This is a genomic window from Bacillus sp. P4_D3 (assembly GCF_056401855.1).
The window spans coordinates 1-1,264 of the sequence record NZ_JBFUIN010000830.1 but is presented as its reverse complement, the minus strand read 5'-3'; the positions used below and the strand labels follow the sequence as shown (position 1 = coordinate 1,264).

Annotated in this window: 1 protein-coding gene; it reads left to right on the top strand. The window is 33.1% G+C overall.

Annotated elements, in window-relative coordinates; all coding sequences use genetic code 11:
• Positions 1–168: 168 nt before the first annotated feature.
• Complete coding sequence (locus AC1DTM_RS27080; protein ID WP_477001338.1) at positions 169–1,236, top strand: glycoside hydrolase family 113; 1,068 nt, start codon at positions 169–171, stop codon at positions 1,234–1,236.
• The last annotated feature ends 28 nt before the right edge of the window (positions 1,237–1,264 follow it).

Genomic DNA, 1,264 nt, shown 5'->3' with positions numbered 1-1,264 from the left:
GCGGAAATCCGCTCCTTTTTTTATTTTCCCTACTATTTTTAGGAGATTTATATGAATAAAGGCGAACGAAAGTTCTATTAATAAAAATCTCACTTCATATTTTTCTGGAATATATGTGAAACATTGTATAAAATAATCAAGAAAGTCAAAAATTATAGGGGGAAACTTGTGAAGAAAAGTAAGAGTTTAGTAAGTATTTTAGGAGTGTGTATCATGTTGTTTTCTTTTTGTTTCCAAGGAAATGTACAGGCAGATGTAAATACTGTTCAATCTGGAAAAATAAAATCAGGAAACGTAACGGTATGGGAAGTAGGAAATGTAGCGAAAGTGTTAGCTGATGTAGAGCGCTTGAATTTAAATACGGTGAATGTACCGATTCAAGTTGATATTCCGAATGTGAATTCGGCTAATATGGTAATTAATCAGGCGMAAAAGAAACAAGCTATTATTTTAATTCAAGAATTATTAAAACGTAATATACAAGTTATAGTGGAACCGTTCCCATTTATTCAGCAAGGAAATATTGGAGAGACGGAATGGAACCCGAGTAATATTAACGATTTCTTCTGGAATTGGAAAACGGTTGTTTTACAAGATATTTTTAATTCCATTACAAGTAAGTACAATGTTTATGGGCTGAAAATCGCTTCTAATTTCGTTAATATGGAATATGCAGAAGGATATTGGAATGATACGATTAATTTTGTTCGCCAGCAGTATAAAGGAAATGTTTTGTATCAAATGAACTGGTGGTTAACTGCAAGTTGGGATCCTTCTTTTGAGGCGAAATTTAAAGAGAAAATAAATCGCCCGTATTTAAAAAAGGTGGATATCGTAAGTATTGATAGTTGGTTTGAAGTTTCAGGGAAAAGAAATCCATCATACGAAGAAGTAAAACAAAGTTTATTTGCGACGACAGTATACAATCGTGGCCAAAATGTCGTTCAGCAACTTGAGAAATTACATAAAGCAACAGGAAAGCCAGTATATTTTGGTGGATTTAACGTTCCAGCACGTGAACTTGGACTACAAAGCCCGTGGAACCCAGATGTTACGAATGTGTTTTCAAAAGATGTACAACTTAACGGGTGGCGTGCTTACCGAGATGTATTAGAACCGAAGCTGTATTTTAAAGGTTTTTCAATTTGGTTTATTGGCTCTAATGATAGTAATCATTCATATCAAATACATAGTAAAGAAGCAGAGGCAGTTATTAATGGATGGTATCGAAAATAAATTTTATAAAATAGGTAAGTTTTAGAAT